A 20,380-nucleotide genomic window follows, 5' to 3' on the forward strand; every position below is an offset into this window, starting at 1 on the left:
ACGCTCTCTGCAAAGAAGCGTGCCTTTTACTTTATGCATATACAAAAAACAAACAAAATATTATCAATTACTTTAAGGAGTAAACATTATGTTAGCCGTAGAATTTATTATTGTTCTGCTGGCCATCTTTCTGGGAGCACGACTAGGAAGTATCGGTATAGGCTTTGCTGGCGGTCTTGGCGTCTTGATGCTGGCAATTTTAGGCGTTAAACCAGGAACAATACCCTATGATGTTATTTCCATTATTATGGCTGTTATCGCCGCTATCTCGGCCATGCAAATTGCCGGTGGATTAGATTATTTGATTGATCAAACAGAAAAATTACTTCGTAAAAATCCTAAATACATTACCATCTTAGCACCGATCGTTACCTATTTTCTGACTTTATTTGCAGGTACAGGTAATATTTCATTGGCAACTTTACCGGTTATTGCAGAAGTTGCTAAAGAAAATGGTATTAAACCCTGCCGGCCCTTATCAACAGCTGTTGTTGCGGCACAAATCGGCATCACTGCATCACCGATTTCAGCGGCTGTGGTCTATATTGCTTCGGTTATGGAAAATCCTGCCATGGTTAGTAAACCCATTAGCTATATTAGCTTACTAGCGATTCTCTTACCGGCAACTTTTTTAGCTATTTTACTTATGTCATTCATTATTTCTTGGTGCTTTGATTCTAAACTGGCTGATGATCGCATTTATCAACAACGTTTAGCCGCCGGATTAATTGAATTAAGAGGTTGTCAGTCTAAAAAAATTAAAGCTGGCGCGAAAAAGTCAGTGTTATTTTTTCTGCTAGGTGTCATATGTGTGGTTATTTATGCCATGATTAATAGCCCCAGTCTTGGTCTAATTGAAACACCACTAATGAATACGACCAATGCAATTTTGATTATTATGTTAAGTGTAGCGACCTTAATTACACTAAGTTGCCATGTTAAAACAGATGCTATCTTAAATTCTAGTACCTTTAAAGCAGGTATGAGTGCCTGTATCTGTATTTTAGGCGTAGCATGGTTAGGCGATACTTTTGTCCAGGCTAATATTGAGTGGATAAAAGCCACTGCCGGTCAACTTATTCATAATCATTCATGGATGCTAGCGGTGATATTTTTCATCTGTTCTGCACTCCTCTATTCTCAGGCTGCAACGGCTAAGGCGCTAATGCCCATGGCTCTTGCTTTAAACGTCAGTCCATTAACCGCGATTGCCTCTTTTTCTGCGGTTTCGGGTCTCTTCGTTTTACCAACCTATCCAACATTAGTTGCCCCTGTTCAAATGGATGACACCCGTACGACTCGCATTGGTCGCTTTGTGTTTAATCATCCATTTTTTATTCCTGGCACTATTGGTGTTTGCCTATCTGTCCTTTTCGGTTTTTTGTTTGGTAGCATCATCCTTTAATGTTAGAAAAATCTGATTCAAGGACCTAAAGTCCTTGAATTTTTATCGTAACAATCAATATTCTTTAAACAAATTAGCCACTAAAACTTTTACAATCGATAAACAGTAGGTTATAGTTCAATAATTATCTTATTTTAAACTTAACAGCTATTTTTAAATCTATTATGCAGAGACGTGTTTATGTTTTAGGCTTATTACTAATACTGTGTGGGACATTCCTTTTATCAACCGCAGCATATGCTATTTTTGAAAAAGGAGGAATGAATCAATTGCTCTCTGCTGATCAAGCCTTCGTGTTTGATTTTGAACAAAAAGAGAACAAATTGATAGTGAACTGGCAAATACAGCCCGGCTATTATCTCTATCAAAAACAGATAAAATTCCTTCCCAATCATGCCAAGCTCGGTAAATATCAATTACCAAAAGGAAAATATCATGAAGATGAATTTTTTGGTAAAACAGTTGTTTATTTTAATAATTTAGTTATTAATATTCCTATTATCAGTGCCACAGACCAAGCCAATATTGAAGTGAGATATCAAGGGTGTGCAGCTGCCGGCTACTGTTATTCACCAGAAACAAAAATTATTCCACTTAGCTCCGTCATTGCCACCAAAAAATCTCTAGCCACCAGTAAATTTGTTCAACCAAACGCTAACTCGTCAGCGAAAAAAGCGACTAGCGGAAAAACAGAGCAACCTTTTTCACCTTTGTGGGCACTGCTATTCGGTATTGGTGTTGCATTTACTCCTTGCGTCTTACCGATGTACCCTTTAATTTCAGGTATTATATTAGGTAAGCAAAGACCCAAAAGTTTAATAAAAATTTTTTGGTTAGCTTTTAGTTATGTTCAAGGAATGGCTCTCACTTATACCCTATTGGGGCTAATTGTTGCAGCGGCCGGTTTATCATTTCAAGCCACACTTCAGCACCCCTATGTTTTGATCATAATTTCCGTTCTGTTTATTCTGCTGGCATTTTCGATGTTTGGTTTTTATAACCTACAGCTACCATCTTCACTGCAAACAAAACTGATTAATTGGAGCGACCACCAAAAAGCAGGATCTTATTTTGGTGTATTTATTATGGGCGCACTGGCCGGACTTATCTGTTCTCCCTGTACCACAGCGCCACTCAGTGCTATTTTGCTTTATATTGCCCAAAGCGGAAATCTGTCAATCGGAAGTCTAACACTTTACCTATATGCATTAGGTATGGGGCTGCCACTTATTGGCATAATATTATTTGGCCATCGACTACTTCCTCGTAGCGGCCCTTGGATGCAATATGTTAAAGAAGCGTTTGGCTTTGTGATCTTAGCGTTACCCATTTTCTTACTCGAGCGGATTTTTGGCGAGATCTGGAGTCTTAGGTTAAGCAGTTTATTAATAACTGCATTTTGTATATGGGTGTTCATTCTATTACTTAAGAAACATAACGGCTGGGCGCGGATTGGTCAGATCTTATTTTTACTGTTGGCTATCATAGCAGCCCAGCCGCTACAAAATGGAATTTGGCAAATACCAGCCATATCAAAACCACAAGGCCATATGGATTTAAAATTTAAACAGGTAAAAAATTGGCAAGAAATCAAACAAGCAATAAACAATAATACTAGCAAAATAGTTATGCTTGATTTTTATGCTGATTGGTGTGTCGCCTGCAGGGAGTTTGAAAAATATACCTTTAGTGATCCCAAGGTCAAAAGTAAACTGGATAATATGTTATTACTGCAAGCCAATGTGACAGAAAATAATGCTGAACAAAAATCTCTTTTACAATATCTCGATGTCTATGGATTACCCACCATTATTTTCTATGATGATAAAGGCATCGAATTACCTAATTCACGGGTTTATGGTTTTATGAATAGCAAAATGTTCTATCAGCATTTAGAACAAATTACGCAACGGCAAGGGAAATAAACATGCACGTGAGCAAGTACTGAACTCTGTACTACAACTGTTAGAACAACATGGCCTTGGCTGTAATATTGAAATATTACTTAATAAACTTAAAGTAGAATTCAATAAATCGCGTCAATTTTGGCCAAATAATGAAGCGTTGCTTTATGATTGTTTACGTCACCATAGTCAACAAATTGAGACCTGGCAGCGGCAGATACAACTCAATGACCAACTTTCGCCGGAAGAAAAACTATTAGCCCGTTATAACCAGTTAGCTCAAAAAGTCAGCGATAATCGCTTTCCAGGCTGCCTATTTATTGCTGCATGCAGTATTTTTCCAGATCCAGAGCATCCAATTCATCAACTGAGTGAACAGCAAAAAAAATTGTCATTTAATTTTAGTCTTGAGCTGCTAAGGCAACTAGATATAGACGACAGCAAGCAAGTTGCTAAGCAAATGGAGTTAATTTTAGAAGGTTGTCTAAGCAAATTAGTGGTTAAGAGAAATATTGAAAATGTTTTGATCGCAAAACTACTAGCAGAAGATATCTTAACTATTGCTAAATGTAGAAAGAATGATGCATTAAATTAAAAAAATAATTTACAAAAAAGATAGTCATTATCTCGTGGTTCAAAAAAACAGCAAATAAGCATGATTTCGCGTTTTTTACCGGAAATACATTGACGAGTTGTGTGGAATAGGGTTTAATGCGCGGCGTTGCCCGGATAGCTCAGTCGGTAGAGCAGAGGATTGAAAATCCTCGTGTCGGTGGTTCGATTCCTCCTCCGGGCACCACATTCCTAGCACGGTGATTGAAACTGAGAATTTCGATTATTTTTTGAAATCATTCTCGATTGAATATTGATTTAATGATTTTACTGCATCCAGACTTACGGCCCTGTTGCAAAGATCGAATCGAATCGCTGATAATCATTCCTGACGATTTAATCAATGATGCCCTACATGAATGTTTTTAAAGGTCGACACTTTACCCGCGACATCATACTGTGGGCGGTACGCTGGTACTGTAAATACGGCATTAGTTATCGTGAGCTGCAAGAGATGCTGGCCGAGCGCGGCGTGCATGTTAACCACACTACCCTCTATCGCTGGGTTCAGCGTTATGCACCTGAAATGGAAAAACGGCTGCGGTGGTACTGGCGTAACCCTTCCGCTCTTTGCCCGTGGCACATTGACGAAACGTATATAAAGGTGAATGGCCGCTGGGCTTATCTGTATCGCGCTGTAGACAACAGGGGGCGTACTCTGGATTTTTACCTTTCACCACGGCGTAATAGCAAAGCGGCATACCGGTTTCTGGGTAAAATTTTAAATAATGTAAAACAGGGACAGATCCCACGCGTTATCAATACAGATAAGTCTCCGACATATGCTCGTGCGCTTGCTCAGCTCAAACGTGAAGGCCAATGTCCGTCTGATGTTGAACACCGACAGATTAAGGGTTCTGTCGCATTAATGTTGAAAGTTTAATTTGTGGTAGTTAGAAGAATTGTTAGGCGACTAAGGTGTAAAAAGCATCGGCTGGACAGAGAATTAGGCCATTGATCGGGATTTGTTGTTTATGGCGCATATGCAATATTTCTATTCCTTCCAGTAAAACTTTTGCCGTTCGGTACGTCTTAAAACCAAGCAAGCTCGATAGCGTTTTTTAATGAAACGGTGATCTTGCTCTACCATGTTATTTTTATAACGGCACTGTCTTATTTTCATCCCCAGTTCACGCTGATTAAGTGACATCAATGCCGCCAGATTAGCACCACTTTTATCAATATTCACCCCCATAGGGTAGGTATTTTGATGGATAGCTTTCCTCAAAAAGCGTAATGCAGATTTTTTATTTCGCTTTTGACTGAGAACAAAATCTATCGTTTCACCGCTAGCCTCAACGGCACGATAAAGATAATGCCATTTCCCTTTTATCCTGATATAGGTTTCATCCAGATACCAGGTGCCGCCATAGATTTTTCGTTTCTTTCTGGCAACCCTGGCGAGTTTTGGCGTTAGTCGTAAAACCCAGCGATGAATGGTGGAGTGATCAACAAAAATACCTCTTTCCTGCATCATCTCCTCAAGGTTGCGCAAGCTTAAGGAATACGCCAGATACCAACGTAGACACACTAAAATGACATCGACGGGATAATGGAGACGTTTAAAGCTTTGTTTAACAATACACATGGAAGCTACTCATATCTGAAAACAATATTCAAATATTCATTTTATCAGGCTGACATTTTTAATGCGACAGAACCCGTAAACTACTATTATCGCTTGTCGATATGGGATTGCCATTAGCGACAGAAGCACTTGATCCAAATAGCCCACAATATTTAGGTGATTTATTCAGTTGGTCCGCTATAGGTGCTAGAACAACTGAATCGCAAACACATCGTGAAATGGCTTCAGGACTCTCCATGCCGGTTGGTTTTAAAAATGGTACTGATGGTAATTTAGTTACAGCAATTAATGCAATGAAAGCTGCTGCAATGCCACATCGGTTTATGGGTATCAATCAATCAGGTCAGGTTTGTTTATTACAAACGCAAGGTAACCCTGATGGTCATATCATTTTAAGAGGAGGGGAAAAGCCAAATTACAGTGTGCAAGATATTGCAAATTGTGAAATACAGATGCGCAATGCTAATTTATCACCCTCTTTAATGATTGATTGTAGCCATGGTAATTCTCAAAAAGATTTTCGCCGTCAACCGCAAGTTGTTGAATCTATTATTGAACAAATTACAAATGGTAATCGGTCAATTACCGGTATGATGCTGGAAAGCCATATTAATGAAGGAAGTCAATCTTCTGAGCAATTACGTTCTAAAATGAAATATGGTGTTTCTGTCACTGATGCTTGTATTAGTTGGGAAACAACAGAGGCAGTATTAAGAAAATTACATACTAAAATTCGTTCAGTACTTAAAGAGCGTATTAAGACCCTAGAAAAAGCAAGTTAATTCAAGGTAAATTGATGTCAGCAGAATTATTACAATTACGTCAACAAATTGATGAAATCGATAAATCATTACTAGCTTTATTAGCAAAAAGAATGCAATTAGTGACGGCAGTTGGTGAGGTAAAAAGCTAACAAGGGTTACCTATCTATGTGCCAGAGCGTGAGGCTTCAATGTTGGAGGCGCGTCGCAAAGAAGCGGAAAAAATAGGTATTGCTCCTGATCTGATTGAAGATATCTTACGCCGCATTATGAGAGAATCTTACCTACATGAAAATAATCAAGGATTTAAAAAATTAAATGCTGATCTAGGGCCGATTATCATTGTAGGCGGCCAAGGTCGGATGGGAAAATTATTTAGTCGCTTATTTAGACTCTCGGACTATGAAGTTTATAGTTTGAGCGAACAAGATTGGGATAGAGCTGATGAATTATTGGCTAATGCGGCGCTAGTAATGATTAGTGTTCCCATTCACTCAACGCTAGAAGTTATCCATAAATTGCCAAAATTGTCTGAAGATACATTATTGATGGATATCTCTTCTATTAAGCAGCAACCGCTTGAAGCTATGTTATCAGTGCATAATGGGCCTGTTGTTGGCTTACATCCCATGTTTGGCTCAGATATAAATAGTATTGCTAAACAGGTTATTATTTATTGTGAAGGGAGAAATCCACAAGCATACCAATGGTTATTAGAACAATTGACTGTTTGGGGAGCCAGATTACATAAAATTAATGCTGTAGAACATGATAAATGTATGGGATTTATCCAGGCACTTCGTCATTTTACTACTTTTGCTTATGGACAATATTTATCAGAACAAAAAGTCGATCTGCAACAATTGTTAACCCTTTCATCGCCTATTTATCGATTAGAGTTAGCAATGGTTGGACGTCTGTTTGCTCAGGATCCACAACTTTATGCAGATATTATTATGGCATCCGATCAAAACATTGATTTAATTGCTAAATATTACCAAAGTTTTGGTCATTCTGTTGGATTGCTTAAAGAGAAAGATAAGGAAGAGTTTATTTCTCAATTTGAGAGAATTAGCCAATGGTTTGGTCAAGATGCTAAACGGTTCATGCAAGAAAGTAATACATTATTACAACAAGCTAATGATATTAGCCGTTAATTTACTGTTATTAATACTTTTTAAAAACCGGTTATACAACCGGTTTTTTAGTTAGCAACACCGGTAGATACTAAATTATCAGCTGGGTAGCAGCCTAAAATTTTTATTGAGCGTGTCATTGCAGTTAACTTTTCTAAAGCATGTTGCATATCTAATGAGCGTAAGTTTGCCTGTACATCAATGTAAAACATTTCTTCCCATGGTTTGTTATCGATAGGGCGAGATTCTAATTTACTCATAACAATATTATGTTCTTTCAATACTAATAATGCATCGACTAAAGCACCGGCATGTTGGCTGGTCGCGATCAACAATGTAGTTTTAGCGGGAATTTGCTCTGATACTTGTACTGCATCACGTGCGATAATAATAAAACGGGTCATATTATTCGATTGATTGGCTATATTATGTTCTAAAATGGTCAAGCCATATAACGTGCCGCCAATTTCACTACCCAATGCAGCCACTTTAGCTGAATTAATTTTAGCCACTTTTTGCATAGCACTGGAACTACTATCGCAATATTCAATTTTCCAATTAGGATATTGTTGTAGAAATTGGTTACATTGTTGAAATGGTTGTGGATGGCTATATACCGTCTCAATATTTTCTAATGGTACTTTAGTTATTGCTAGTAGGCAGTGATTAATAGGTAAACGCATTTCGCCTACGATTGAAAGTGGAGTGGTTTGCAGTAAATCATATACATCATTAATTGCACCTGAACTAGAATTTTCTATAGGTAAAATGCCGTAATCAGCTTGCTTTGTCTCGACTAAAGCAAAGATATCTTCGAATTTATCACAACTACATTCAATTGATTGGCTAAAATGGTGGGCTGAATATTGACGTGCTGCAAGATGAGAATAGGATCCATTAGGGCCTAAAAAAGCAATTCGGCCAGAATTATTTGGTAGCGGATTTAAGTGTTGCTGAAAAACAGCCTGCTGCGTTAACACGAAATCTTGATTGATTGTTTGAAAAAGCCGCGTGATATAAAAGCTATCTAGACCTTGTTTTTTCCCTTCAGCGATTAATCTATTTAGCAATTGCTGTTCATCGTTTGCCTCATTAATAGGCTGATTTATTTTTAATTTAGCGTCAGCGATATTAGTTGCTAAATGATGTCTTTCCGCCAGTAAATTTAATAACAAACTATCAAGTTCATTTATTTTTTTCTGCATATTTAATAGATTAGATTTATTATCCATAATGATTTTCTCTGGTTGTATTTTTTTATTTTTGGGTGATGAATGATAATAAAAATACGCCTTTCTGATAATTATCAAGAAGCCAACAAAAACTCAGTGAGTATAACGATTAAGCTTAATTATTAATCCTGTTTTCAATCAGTATGAATTATGAAGCTTATTTTTATGTTAGGCAAAACAAATAACATAATAAAAAACGCACTATTAAAAGTGCGCTTGGAGAAAGATTAAATGGCGAAATAGTTATTACAAGGCGGCAAGATCTATCTCTTTTGCGGCTGGATAAGCACGCCTGGCCTCATTTTTATGTTGACGCTTATTAAGTTGTTTCTCAAGTTTAGTTATTAATTCATTGGTTGCAATATAAAAATTACTATGTTTTGCGCTTGCAAATAATTTTCCATTAGGTGTGTGAATATTGGCGTCGACAATAAACTCTTGAGGCTCTTTTGACAGCACAATGTGAGGATTAATTAAAGAAACTTGCCATTTGCTAAGTTTATTCAAACGTTCTTCAATGTGGTGACGTATAGCAGGTGTAATTTCTATGCATTTGCTTGTTATACTAACTATCATATCGCTACCTCACTTGTCATTGAGTTATGGATATTTTCAGAATAGCGATAATTAATAGAAAAAAAGTGATCTTGATCGGTTTTATTTGGTCTCTAGTTAAAGTAATAGTGAGATTGTGATGCATTATCAAAAAAAGATGCTTGCTACTTGCATAAGATACTGGTTTTTTGCATTATTACTCGATTGTGCTATTTTTATCGGTTTAAAAATTTAACATCTGGCTAAAACTCTTTTTACTATTAAAGTTAAAAACAGCAAAATAGCTTTGCTGTTTTTAATCAATAGCTTCTAACGATTATTTCGCCTCTAGGCATGGTTAGCTGCGATTAATTCTGCAACCTTATTTTTTTCCTGTGTTAAACCTAACTTATTATAGGCTATTTCCATGTATTTTAATGCATTGCGTGTTGACTGGGTATCGGGATAATTTTTTAGCATCTGTTCAGTGCGATTAATAACAGCAACATAAGCACCACGTTTATTATAATATTTAATAATAGCCAGTTCATATTTTGCTAAACGCTCTTTTAGGAAGGCTAAACGTTTGCTAGCATCTGTTGCATACAGACTATTTGGATAAAAACGAACCAATTGGCTAAAGTCTCTAAAGGCTACAATTGCATGTTGAGGATCGCGATCTGAGCGATCAATACCAAAAAAATCTTGTAGAGCACTATCGTCTAACGCTTGTGCTGTAAGACCGCGCATATACAAAACATAGTCAATATTGGGATGTGTTGGATTCAGGCGAATAAATCGGTCAATGGTTGCTATCGCTAATGGCAGCTCCGCTGATTTATAGTAGGCATAAATCATATCCAATTGAGCCTGTTGGGCATAAGGGCCAAATGGATAACGATTATCAAGGGTTTCCAATAATTTAATTGCCCCTTTATAATTACCGTTTTGTAGTTTCTCTTGACTGCTGGTATAGATATCAGTGGGAGAGCTTTCTGGTACAGTATCCTTATTGCTGGAGCATCCGGTAACAAGTAAACTCAATGTGGCTGCTGCCAGCAGATATTTTATACTTCTAATCACGTGGTTATTTCCTCTGAATGTTTTTGGGGCGATCTCCATAAAGCCCCAAACGGAATATGAGTTACAATAGCACATATTTTAATTAAAACGGCACTGCCGTCAAAATGTAAACTTTACTGTAGATAATTTTATGGCTCAACAATTACAACTCCAGGCGCAAATTCTAGAATCACAACTTGGCCAACGTTTAGACCAGGCATTAGCTGAATTATTTCCTGATTATTCTCGCTCACGAATAAAAGAGTGGATTTTAGATAATAGAGTGCAGGTAAATGGCAAAATTATAAATAGGCCGAAAGAAAAAGTATTTGGTAGCGAACAAATTGCCATTGATGTACTTATTGAAGAAGATATGCGCTGGCAGCCACAAAATATTCCATTAAATATTGTTTATGAAGATGACGAAATAATTGTCATTAATAAACCTCGTGATTTAGTGGTTCATCCTGGTGCAGGGAATCCTGACGGAACGGTACTAAATGCGCTTTTATATCGCTATCCCGAGATTATTAATGTTCCACGAGCGGGGATCGTTCATCGGCTTGATAAAGATACTACCGGGTTAATGGTTATTGCAAAAACGATTCCTGCCCAGACTCATCTGGTTGAAGCTTTACAGCTAAGAGAGATTACGCGTGAATATGAAGCGGTAGTAAATGGTCGTATGACTGCTGGAGGAACGGTAGATGAACCTATTGCTCGTCACCCAACTAAGCGAACACATATGGCCATTCACCCGCTGGGCAAACCCGCTATTACCCATTATCGAGTAATGGAGCATTTTCGCGCTCATACCAGGCTTAGATTAAGGTTAGAATCGGGTAGAACGCATCAAATTCGTGTTCACATGGCGCATATTAATCATCCTTTAGTTGGCGACCCGGTATATGGTGGCCGTCCACGCCCATTAAAAGGTGTTTCGGAAGAGTTTCGTCAAGTTATGAACAATTTTGATTGTCAGGCTCTCCATGCCACGATGTTAAGTTTATATCACCCTCGTACAGGTATTGAAATGGAGTGGCACGCAGATATTCCTGCAGATATGGTTATACTAATTAATATACTCAAAGCAGATGCCATGATGCACAAAGATGAGATGGATTGGTAAATGGATAGCTTAATATATCCGGACTGGCCGCAACCTAAAACAGTCATGGCTTGCAGTACAACCCGTATTGGTGGCGATAGTTTGCCACCTTATGACAGTTTCAATCTAGGGTTACATGTCGGAGATCAAACGAGATTAGTGGAACAGAATCGCAGTAGCTTAATGAAAATTGCCCAACTACCAACGCAGCCTTACTGGCTTAATCAGGTACATGGCACGCATATTATCGATTTGGCTAACGAAAAAAATGGTAATCGGCAAGCGGATGCTGCATATAGTAGCGAGCGAGGACAGGTATGTGTCGTGATGACGGCAGACTGTTTGCCTGTTTTACTCTGTAACCAACAAGGCACGGAAATTGCTGCCGTACATGCTGGCTGGCGCGGTTTGTGTGACGGGATCCTGGAAAAGGCAATAAAACAATTTAAATCACCGGGTTCCTCTATTATGGCCTGGTTGGGACCGGCAATTAGTGCGGAAAAATTTGAAGTAGGTAGTGAAGTCAGGGATGCTTTTATTCAACATGATGCAGAATTAGTGCAAGGTTTTAAAGCTTATGATAATGGTAAATATCTCGCTGATCTCTACTTGCTAGCGCGTTTGAAATTAAATGCAGTGGGTGTCAAAAATATTTATGGTGGAACCTATTGTACGGTTAGTGAGCCAACGCGTTTTTTTTCCTATCGACGTGATGGCGTGACAGGACGAATGGCATCATTGATCTGATTAAAATAAATCTTTAATCAGATTAATTATTATTTTTTATATCAATAGCTGATTTTTATCGTAAGTAACTTGAATAATATGAAATAAAACCTCATTTAATCTGCATAAATGATTGCAATTGTATTTTGGAGGTATTATGCATTTGGATCGTCTTACCAACAAATTTCAACAAGCACTAGCTGATGCTCAATCTTTAGCAATTGGACAAGATAATCAATTTATTGAACCAGTACATTTGCTGGTTGCCTTGCTAGATCAAGAAGGCGGTACATTACGTCCTTTATTGACATCGATAGGGGTTAATATTAGTCAGCTTAGTAACAAATTAAACGATATTCTCAATACCTTACCGCAAGTGCATGGCACTGCTGGTGATATCCAGCCATCAAACGATCTTATTCGGCACTTAAATTTGTGTGATAAGTTGGCGCAACAGCGAGGTGATACGTTTATATCCTCAGAGCTATTTCTTCTGGCAATTTTTGATGCCAAAACCTCCCTGGCAGATACACTTAAAACGATGGGAGCGAATAAAGCAAATATAGAAAATATAGAAAAGGCGATAGAACAAATGCGTGGTGGTGATAATGTTAATGACCAAGGTGCTGAAGAGCAGCGTCAAGCACTTAAAAAATACACAATTGATTTAACTGAAAGAGCTGAACAAGGCAAACTCGATCCTGTTATTGGACGTGATGAAGAGATCCGCCGAACGATACAAGTTCTCCAGCGCCGAACAAAAAACAATCCGGTTTTAATTGGTGAACCAGGGGTAGGTAAAACCGCGATTGTTGAAGGTCTTGCTCAAAGAATTGTTAATGGTGAAGTACCCGAAGGGCTGAAAAATAAACGCGTTCTCTCTTTAGATATGGGTGCTTTGCTAGCTGGCGCTAAATATCGGGGCGAATTTGAAGAACGCTTAAAGGCTGTCTTAAATGATCTGGCCAAACAAGAAGGAAGTGTGATTCTGTTTATCGATGAATTACATACTATGGTTGGCGCAGGTAAAGCTGAAGGAGCGATGGATGCTGGTAATATGTTAAAACCAGCACTAGCGCGAGGAGAATTGCATTGCGTCGGTGCGACTACACTTGATGAATATCGTCAGTATATTGAAAAGGATGCGGCATTAGAGCGTCGTTTCCAGAAAGTTTATGTTGCTGAACCTACCGTTGAGGACACCATTGCAATATTAAGGGGACTGAAAGAACGTTATGAGCTGCATCATCATGTACAAATAACTGACCCTGCCATTGTTGCTGCTGCCAGTTTATCAAATCGTTATATTTCTGATCGTATGCTTCCTGATAAAGCAATAGATTTAATTGATGAAGCTGGCGCTAGCTTACGGATGCAGATGGATTCTAAACCGGAAGCGCTTGATCGTTTAGAACGTCGAGTTATTCAATTAAAACTTGAACAACAAGCGCTAAAAAAGGAATCTGATGACGCCAGTAAAAAGCGGCTTAAAATGTTAGAGGAAGAACTAACGGAAAAAGAACGGGAATATTCAGAGCTAGAAGAAGAGTGGAAAGCGGAAAAAGCAGAGCTTACCGGTACACAGCATATAAAAGCGGAATTGGAAAACGCACGTATAAGTATGGAGCAGGCTCGGCGTAGCGGTGATTTAGCTAAAATGTCAGAATTGCAATATGGTAAAATTCCTGAATTAGAAAAACAACTTGAAGCTGCCACTAAGGCGGAAAGTCACACCATGAAGTTATTGCGCAATAAAGTAACTGATGCAGAGATTGCAGAAATATTAGCGCGCTGGACAGGCATTCCCGTTTCAAGAATGTTAGAAAGTGAACGTGAAAAGTTACTCCATATGGAACAGGATCTTCATAAGCGTGTCATTGGTCAGAATGAAGCTGTTGATGCGGTATCTAATGCTATTCGGCGTAGTCGTGCTGGTTTATCAGATCCAAATCGGCCTATTGGCTCATTCTTATTTTTAGGTCCTACGGGTGTTGGTAAAACCGAGCTATGTAAGGCACTGGCAAATTTTTTATTTGATAGTGACGATGCAATGGTACGTATTGATATGTCCGAATTTATGGAAAAACATACAGTCTCCAGGCTAGTTGGTGCACCTCCAGGTTATGTAGGATATGAAGAAGGCGGTTATTTAACGGAAGCCATCCGACGTCGCCCTTATTCTGTTATTTTGCTTGATGAAATTGAAAAAGCACATCCCGATGTTTTCAATATTTTATTACAAGTTCTGGATGATGGACGTTTGACCGATGGGCAAGGAAGAACGGTCGATTTTCGTAATACAGTTGTCATTATGACATCAAACCTAGGTTCGGATTTAATCCAAGAGCGTTTTGGTAGTTTGGGTTATGACGAAATGAAAGAGCTCGTCATGGAAGTTGTCAGCCGTAGTTTCCGACCCGAATTTATAAACCGTATTGATGAAGTAGTAGTATTCCATCCACTCGATAAAGAGCAAATTACAGAAATTGCGCAGATCCAACTATCGCGTTTATATAAGCGAATGGAAGAGCAAGGCTATAAAGTAAAAATCACGCCAGCGGCGTTAGAAAAATTAGGCGAAGCGGGATTTGATCCGGTATTTGGTGCACGCCCTTTGAAACGAGCGATCCAACAAGAGATAGAAAATCCATTGGCTGAACAGATGTTATCAGGCAAATTAGTGCCAGGCAAACAAGTCACTTTAGATATTAAAAAAGGTGTTATTGTTGCTAAGCAATAAATAAAATTAAATTATTAATCTTATTTGAAGAGGTAATATTTGCCTCTTCAATAGTATTATAAGAACTCAATCGCCTTGATTAAAGATCATTATTAGCAACTAGCATAGATACTATTAATTTAAGGTTAGAGCAATAAATGAGCACTTAAACAGAAAAAATGTAAATAATAGTTGTTAGTTTCAGAAAAGCCCCTATAATGCTGACCCGTTATCGCGACTTATGTCATCAATAAAAGAATAAACGCGTATTAAGGTGAAAAGCGTAATATACGCCACCTCGCGGCCTGGGTCGCACGCTCTTTAACAATTAATCAGACAATCTGTGTGGGCACTCACAAGACATCATCAAAAAATATTTGATTTTAAAGTCTTGAAGAGTGACAAAACAGTTAATTCATATATGAACTAATATGCAGTAACGTTATTTTGGTCGGCAGCGGCGAAGGCGGTCAAATACTGGCAAAGCGAGTTGAACAAAAGGGCGTTACGGTCAGTAAAACATTCTTTGAGCATCAAGCTTTTAATTGAAGAGTTTGATCATGGCTCAGATTGAACGCTGGCGGCAGGCCTAACACATGCAAGTCGAGCGGCAGCGGAAGGAAGCTTGCTTCCTTGCCGGCGAGCGGCGGACGGGTGAGTAAGGTATGGGGATCTGGCCGAAGGCGGGGGATAACCACTGGAAACGGTGGCTAATACCGCATAATCTCTAAGGAGCAAAGTGGGGGACCGTTCTGGCCTCACACCTTCGGATGAACCCATATGAGATTAGCTAGTAGGTGGGGTAAGGGTTCACCTAGGCGACGATCTCTAGTTGGTCTGAGAGGATGATCAGCCACACTGGGACTGAGACACGGCCCAGACTCCTACGGGAGGCAGCAGTGGGGAATATTGCACAATGGGCGCAAGCCTGATGCAGCCATGCCGCGTGTATGAAGAAGGCCTTCGGGTTGTAAAGTACTTTCAGTCGTGAGGAAGGTGTTAGGGTTAATAACCTTAGCAATTGACGTTAGCGACAGAAGAAGCACCGGCTAACTCCGTGCCAGCAGCCGCGGTAATACGGAGGGTGCGAGCGTTAATCGGAATTACTGGGCGTAAAGGGCACGCAGGCGGTTAATTAAGTTGGATGTGAAATCCCCGGGCTTAACCTGGGAATGGCATTCAAGACTGGTTAGCTAGAGTCTTGTAGAGGGGGGTAGAATTCCATGTGTAGCGGTGAAATGCGTAGAGATGTGGAGGAATACCGGTGGCGAAGGCGGCCCCCTGGACAAAGACTGACGCTCATGTGCGAAAGCGTGGGGAGCAAACAGGATTAGATACCCTGGTAGTCCACGCTGTAAACGATGTCGATTTGGAGGTTGTGGTCATGAACTGTGGCCTCCGGAGCTAACGTGTTAAATCGACCGCCTGGGGAGTACGGCCGCAATGTTAAAACTCAAATGAATTGACGGGGGCCCGCACAAGCGGTGGAGCATGTGGTTTAATTCGATGCAACGCGAAGAACCTTACCTACTCTTGACATCCAGCGAATCCTTTAGAGATAGAGGAGTGCCTTCGGGAGCGCTGAGACAGGTGCTGCATGGCTGTCGTCAGCTCGTGTTGTGAAATATTGGGTTAAGTCCCGCAACGAGCGCAACCCTTATCCTTTGTTGCCAGCGAGTAGAGTCGGGAACTCAAAGGAGACTGCCGGTGATAAACCGGAGGAAGGTGGGGATGACGTCAAGTCATCATGGCCCTTACGAGTAGGGCTACACACGTGCTACAATGGCGTATACAGAGAGAGGCGAGCCAGCGATGGGAAGCGGAACTCAGAAAGTACGTCGAAGTCCGGATTGGAGTCTGCAACTCGACTCCATGAAGTCGGAATCGCTAGTAATCGTGGATCAGCATGTCGCGGTGAATACGTTCCCGGGCCTTGTACACACCGCCCGTCACACCATGGGAGTGGGTTGAAAAAGAAGTAGGTAGCTTAACCTTTTGGATGGCGCTTACCACTTTGTGATTCATGACTGGGGTGAAGTCGTAACAAGGTAACCGTAGGGGAACCTGCGGTTGGATCACCTCCTTACCTAGATAGATGGAATGTGAGTGTTCACACAGATTGTCTGATGAAATAGCGCGTAAAGCCAATCTAAGATTGACTAAAGAGCTTGAAGTCGCCTTCGTCTAGAGGCCTAGGACATCGCCCTTTCACGGCGGTAACAGGGGTTCGAATCCCCTAGGGGACGCCACTTTAGTGATTTAGAAAGGCGGTGCATCAAGCTTTTAGTGTTGTGCACTGTTTGTGCTTTACGCAATAATGATTAAACCAATTTAGTGAGTTGGTTTACCAATTATGCTCTTTAACAATCTGGAACAAGCTGAAAATTGAAACACACATTATTGAAAAAATAGTGTGGAGAACTCTCAAAACTCCAATCAGTTGGGTTTTTGTTGTCATGATGAAGCGTTATGAGCGAGCAGTCAGCAATTCGAGGCGGCCAGCGCACAGCAAGCGCAGCGTACTAAAGTACGTGAGCATTGCGCGCACTGCCCAACAAAGAATTGGTGGACGCGCAGCCATAACCCAACAAAAAGACAGTAGAAGACACCTTCGGGTTGTGAGGTTAAGCGAATGAAGCGTACACGGTGGATGCCTAGGCAGTCAGAGGCGATGAAGGACGTGCTAATCTGCGAAAAGCGTCGGTAAGCAGATATGAAGCGTACTAGCCGGCGATGTCCGAATGGGGAAACCCAGTGCATTAATGCACTATCGTTTGATGAATTCATAGTCAAATGAGGCGAACCGGGGGAACTGAAACATCTCAGTACCCCGAGGAAAAGAAATCAACCGAGATTCCCCCAGTAGCGGCGAGCGAACGGGGAGCAGCCCAGAGTCAACATCAATATTTACCGCAGGAGAAGGGTCTGGAAAGGCCGGCAATAAAGGGTGATAGCCCCGTATCTGAAACGGTAAGTGTTGTGAACTCGAAGAGTAGGGCGGGACACGTGTTATCCTGTCTGAATATGGGGGGACCATCCTCCAAGGCTAAATACTCCTGACTGACCGATAGTGAACCAGTACCGTGAGGGAAAGGCGAAAAGAACCCCGGCGAGGGGAGTGAAATAGAACCTGAAATCGTGTACGTACAAGCAGTGGGAGCACCCGAAAGGGTGTGACTGCGTACCTTTTGTATAATGGGTCAGCGACTTATATTCTGTAGCAAGGTTAACCGCATAGGGGAGCCGTAGGGAAACCGAGTCTTAACTAGGCGTTAAGTTGCAGGGTATAGACTCGAAACCCGGTGATCTAGCCATGGGCAGGTTGAAGGTTGGGTAACACTAACTGGAGGACCGAACCGACTAATGTTGAAAAATTAGCGGATGACTTGTGGCTGGGGGTGAAAGGCCAATCAAACCGGGAGATAGCTGGTTCTCCCCGAAAGCTATTTAGGTAGCGCCTCGTGAATTCATCTTCGGGGGTAGAGCACTGTTTCGGCTAGGGGGTCATCCCGACTTACCAACCCGATGCAAACTACGAATACCGAAGAATGTTATCACGGGAGACACACGGCGGGTGCTAACGTCCGTCGTGAAGAGGGAAACAACCCAGACCGCCAGCTAAGGTCCCCAAGTCATGGTTAAGTGGGAAACGAAGTGGGAAGGCTTAGACAGCCAGGATGTTGGCTTAGAAGCAGCCATCATTTAAAGAAAGCGTAATAGCTCACTGGTCGAGTCGGCCTGCGCGGAAGATGTAACGGGGCTAAACCATGCACCGAAGCTGCGGCAGCGACATTTAGATGTTGTTGGGTAGGGGAGCGTTCTGTAAGCCGTAGAAGGTGGACTGAGAGGTCTGCTGGAGGTATCAGAAGTGCGAATGCTGACATAAGTAACGATAAAGCGGGTGAAAAACCCGCTCGCCGAAAGACCAAGGTTTCCTGTCCAACGTTAATCGGGGCAGGGTAAGTCGACCCCTAAGGCGAGGCTGAAAAGCGTAGTCGATGGGAAACGGGTTAATATTCCCGTACTAAGGGTTACTCCGAAGGGGGGACGGAGAAGGCTAGGCTATCCGGGCGACGGTTGTCCCGGTTTAAGCGAGTAGGTGGGTAGTGCAGGCAAATCCGCACTGCTACAACACTGAGACGTGATGACGAGCCACCAAGGTGGTGAAGTAGTTGATGCCCAGCTTCCAGGAAAAGCCTCTAAGCGATAGGTAATCATTAATCGTACCCCAAACCGACACAGGTGGTTAGGTAGAGAATACTCAGGCGCTTGAGAGAACTCGGGTGAAGGAACTAGGCAAAATGGTGCCGTAACTTCGGGAGAAGGCTCGCTGGCATTAGGTGAAGGGTCTTGCATCCGGAGCTGAAGCCAGTCGAAGATACCAGCTGGCTGCAACTGTTTATTAAAAACACAGCACTGTGCAAACACGAAAGTGGACGTATACGGTGTGACGCCTGCCCGGTGCTGGAAGGTTAATTGATGGGGTAAGCCGTAAGGCGAAGCTCTTGATCGAAGCCCCAGTAAACGGCGGCCGTAACTATAACGGTCCTAAGGTAGCGAAATTCCTTGTCGGGTAAGTTCCGACCTGCACGAATGGCGTAATGATGGCCAGGCTGTCTCCACCCGAGACTCAGTGAAATTGAACTCGCTGTGAAGATGCAGTGTACCCGCGGCAAGACGGAAAGACCCCGTGAACCTTTACTATAGCTTGACACTGAACATTGAGCCTTGATGTGTAGGATAGGTGGGAGGCTTTGAAGTGTGGACGCCAGTCTGCATGGAGCCAACGTTGAAATACCACCCTTTAATGTTTGATGTTCTAACTTAGGCCCGTAATCCGGGCTGAGGACAGTGTCTGGTGGGTAGTTTGACTGGGGCGGTCTCCTCCCAAAGCGTAACGGAGGAGCACGAAGGTTGGCTAATCACGGTCGGACATCGTGAGGTTAGTGCAAAGGCATAAGCCAGCTTGACTGCGAGCGTGACGGCGCGAGCAGGTACGAAAGTAGGTCTTAGTGATCCGGTGGTTCTGAATGGAAGGGCCATCGCTCAACGGATAAAAGGTACTCCGGGGATAACAGGCTGATACCGCCCAAGAGTTCATATCGACGGCGGTGTTTGGCACCTCGATGTCGGCTCATCACATCCTGGGGCTGAAGTAGGTCCCAAGGGTATGGCTGTTCGCCATTTAAAGTGGTACGCGAGCTGGGTTTAGAACGTCGTGAGACAGTTCGGTCCCTATCTGTCGTGGGCGAAGGAAGATTGAGGGGGGCTGCTCCTAGTACGAGAGGACCGGAGTGGACGCACCACTGGTGTACAGGTTGTCATGCCAATGGCATCGCCTGGTAGCTAAGTGCGGAAGAGATAACCGCTGAAAGCATCTAAGCGGGAAACTTGCCTCAAGATGAGTCTTCCCTGACAGTAATGTCCTATAAGGGGTGTTCGAGACGAGGACGTAGATAGGCTGGGTGTGTAAGCGTAGCGATACGTTGAGCTAACCAGTACTAATGACCCGAGAGGCTTAACCTGACAACACCGAAGGTGTTTTGAGAGAGAGAATTTTAGCTTGTTTTGAGATTGAATCTGGTCGAATTTT

At 41.6% G+C, this 20,380-nt stretch carries 10 protein-coding genes, 2 tRNA genes, 2 rRNA genes and 3 pseudogenes; 13 read left to right on the top strand and 4 right to left on the bottom strand.

Going from position 1 to position 20,380, the window contains the following annotated elements:
* Positions 1-88 precede the first annotated feature (88 nt).
* From AACL31_RS09090 to AACL31_RS09110, 5 genes and pseudogenes are all read left to right on the top strand, one after another.
* Positions 89-1,405, top strand: a complete 1,317-nt coding sequence (locus AACL31_RS09090) for an anaerobic C4-dicarboxylate transporter (RefSeq protein WP_310512710.1) — start codon at positions 89-91, stop codon at positions 1,403-1,405.
* A 164-nt stretch (positions 1,406-1,569) separates the two neighbouring features.
* Positions 1,570-3,330, top strand: coding sequence for a protein-disulfide reductase DsbD (locus tag AACL31_RS09095; RefSeq protein ID WP_339053951.1), 1,761 nt, complete (start codon positions 1,570-1,572; stop codon positions 3,328-3,330).
* A gap of 19 nt (positions 3,331-3,349) precedes the next feature.
* Positions 3,350-3,904, top strand: coding sequence for a division control transcriptional repressor DicD (dicD, locus tag AACL31_RS09100; RefSeq protein ID WP_310512713.1), 555 nt, complete (start codon positions 3,350-3,352; stop codon positions 3,902-3,904).
* Positions 3,905-4,032: 128 nt separating this feature from the next.
* Positions 4,033-4,108: transfer RNA gene (locus AACL31_RS09105), tRNA-Phe, on the top strand.
* Positions 4,109-4,276: 168 nt separating this feature from the next.
* Positions 4,277-4,774: pseudogene (locus tag AACL31_RS09110) on the top strand (IS6 family transposase); the annotation flags it as partial.
* 52 nt (positions 4,775-4,826) lie between these two features.
* Here AACL31_RS09110 and AACL31_RS09115 read toward each other — a convergent pair.
* Positions 4,827-5,509 (bottom strand): IS6 family transposase gene (locus AACL31_RS09115; RefSeq protein ID WP_339053952.1). Its coding sequence is split into 2 segments (ribosomal slippage): positions 4,827-4,969 and positions 4,969-5,509, totalling 684 coding nucleotides; the frame shifts between segments, so codons are not numbered across the junction.
* 74 nt (positions 5,510-5,583) lie between these two features.
* Between AACL31_RS09115 and AACL31_RS09120 the strand changes: the two are divergent.
* Both AACL31_RS09120 and tyrA read left to right on the top strand, forming a co-directional pair.
* Positions 5,584-6,291 (top strand): annotated as a pseudogene (locus AACL31_RS09120) (3-deoxy-7-phosphoheptulonate synthase); the annotation flags it as partial.
* Between the two features lie 14 nt (positions 6,292-6,305).
* Positions 6,306-7,427, top strand: a pseudogene (tyrA, locus tag AACL31_RS09125) (bifunctional chorismate mutase/prephenate dehydrogenase).
* A 47-nt stretch (positions 7,428-7,474) separates the two neighbouring features.
* On the opposite strand, the gene pheA reads toward tyrA, so the two are convergent.
* The 3 genes from pheA to bamD all read right to left on the bottom strand — a co-directional run bounded on the left by pheA (position 7,475) and on the right by bamD (position 10,252).
* On the bottom strand, positions 7,475-8,638 hold the full coding sequence (gene pheA, locus AACL31_RS09130; RefSeq protein WP_310512879.1) for a bifunctional chorismate mutase/prephenate dehydratase: 1,164 nt from the start codon (positions 8,636-8,638) through the stop codon (positions 7,475-7,477).
* A 246-nt stretch (positions 8,639-8,884) separates the two neighbouring features.
* Positions 8,885-9,214 carry a ribosome hibernation-promoting factor, HPF/YfiA family gene (gene hpf, locus AACL31_RS09135; RefSeq protein ID WP_310510389.1) on the bottom strand — a complete coding sequence of 110 codons (330 nt, stop codon included), beginning with the start codon at positions 9,212-9,214 and terminating at the stop codon, positions 8,885-8,887.
* A gap of 306 nt (positions 9,215-9,520) precedes the next feature.
* A complete protein-coding gene (gene bamD, locus AACL31_RS09140; RefSeq protein WP_406850715.1) occupies positions 9,521-10,252 on the bottom strand; it encodes an outer membrane protein assembly factor BamD in 732 nt (243 codons plus the stop codon).
* A 133-nt stretch (positions 10,253-10,385) separates the two neighbouring features.
* Between bamD and rluD the strand changes: the two genes are divergently transcribed.
* The 6 genes from rluD (at position 10,386) to AACL31_RS09170 (ending at position 20,313) form a co-directional block, all read left to right on the top strand.
* Complete coding sequence (gene rluD, locus AACL31_RS09145) at positions 10,386-11,363, top strand: 23S rRNA pseudouridine(1911/1915/1917) synthase RluD (RefSeq protein WP_310512878.1); 978 nt, start codon at positions 10,386-10,388, stop codon at positions 11,361-11,363.
* A complete protein-coding gene (gene yfiH / locus AACL31_RS09150) occupies positions 11,364-12,089 on the top strand; it encodes a purine nucleoside phosphorylase YfiH (RefSeq protein ID WP_310512877.1) in 726 nt (241 codons plus the stop codon).
* Between the two features lie 136 nt (positions 12,090-12,225).
* Positions 12,226-14,808 (top strand): ATP-dependent chaperone ClpB, encoded by a 2,583-nt coding sequence (gene clpB, locus AACL31_RS09155; protein WP_339053953.1) that lies wholly within the window; start codon positions 12,226-12,228, stop codon positions 14,806-14,808.
* Between the two features lie 521 nt (positions 14,809-15,329).
* Positions 15,330-16,873, top strand: a 16S ribosomal RNA gene (locus AACL31_RS09160).
* 87 nt (positions 16,874-16,960) lie between these two features.
* Positions 16,961-17,036 (top strand) — tRNA-Glu (locus AACL31_RS09165).
* Positions 17,037-17,409: 373 nt separating this feature from the next.
* Positions 17,410-20,313 (top strand): 23S ribosomal RNA (locus tag AACL31_RS09170).
* Together the 16S and 23S rRNA genes with 1 tRNA gene alongside form the textbook arrangement of a ribosomal RNA operon.
* Positions 20,314-20,380 lie beyond the last annotated feature (67 nt).

It is taken from the genome of Arsenophonus endosymbiont of Crataerina pallida (assembly GCF_964020125.1).
Classification (GTDB): Bacteria; Pseudomonadota; Gammaproteobacteria; order Enterobacterales; family Enterobacteriaceae; genus Arsenophonus; species Arsenophonus nilaparvatae.